The sequence below is a fragment of the Pseudomonas sp. 30_B genome, from assembly GCF_017491605.1.
Classification (GTDB): Bacteria; Pseudomonadota; Gammaproteobacteria; order Pseudomonadales; family Pseudomonadaceae; genus Pseudomonas.
Genome location: NZ_JAFGYY010000351.1, coordinates 1 through 446, shown reverse-complemented (window position 1 = coordinate 446; position 446 = coordinate 1). Strand labels below are relative to the sequence as shown.

Below are 446 nucleotides of genomic sequence, written 5' to 3'. Positions count from 1 at the left end.
CATGTGAAGCGCCCGGCCTTATCGCCACCTTATCGCCGCCTTATCGCCCGCCCGTATCGTCGTCCCCCTCGCGCCGCCCGTATCGTCCGGCCTGCCCTCGCGCCGCGCGACGAATCTGCGAAATCCTCGCGATCGGTGGCATGATATCGACCTTGCGCGTCATTACACCCACCTGCATCCGAACATGTCGAACCTGATCGTCCACGGCGGCGCCCCGCTTCGCGGAGAAATCACGCCGTCCGCCAACAAGAACGCCGTCCTGCCCATCCTGTGCGCGACGCTCCTCACCGACCGGCCGCTGCGGCTCGTCGGCGTGCCGGACATCACCGACGTGCGCAAAATCCTCGACATCTTCCGCACGCTCGGCAGCGACGTCTCGATCGATTACGCGAGCGGCGTGCTCGATCTGCACCATCGCGCGACCGCGTTCGATCCGGCCGTCCACC

General features: G+C 66.6%; 1 pseudogene. It reads left to right on the top strand.

Annotated elements, in window-relative coordinates:
• Nucleotides 1-184: 184 nt before the first annotated feature.
• Nucleotides 185-446 (top strand): annotated as a pseudogene (locus tag J5M67_RS28620) (hypothetical protein); the annotation flags it as partial.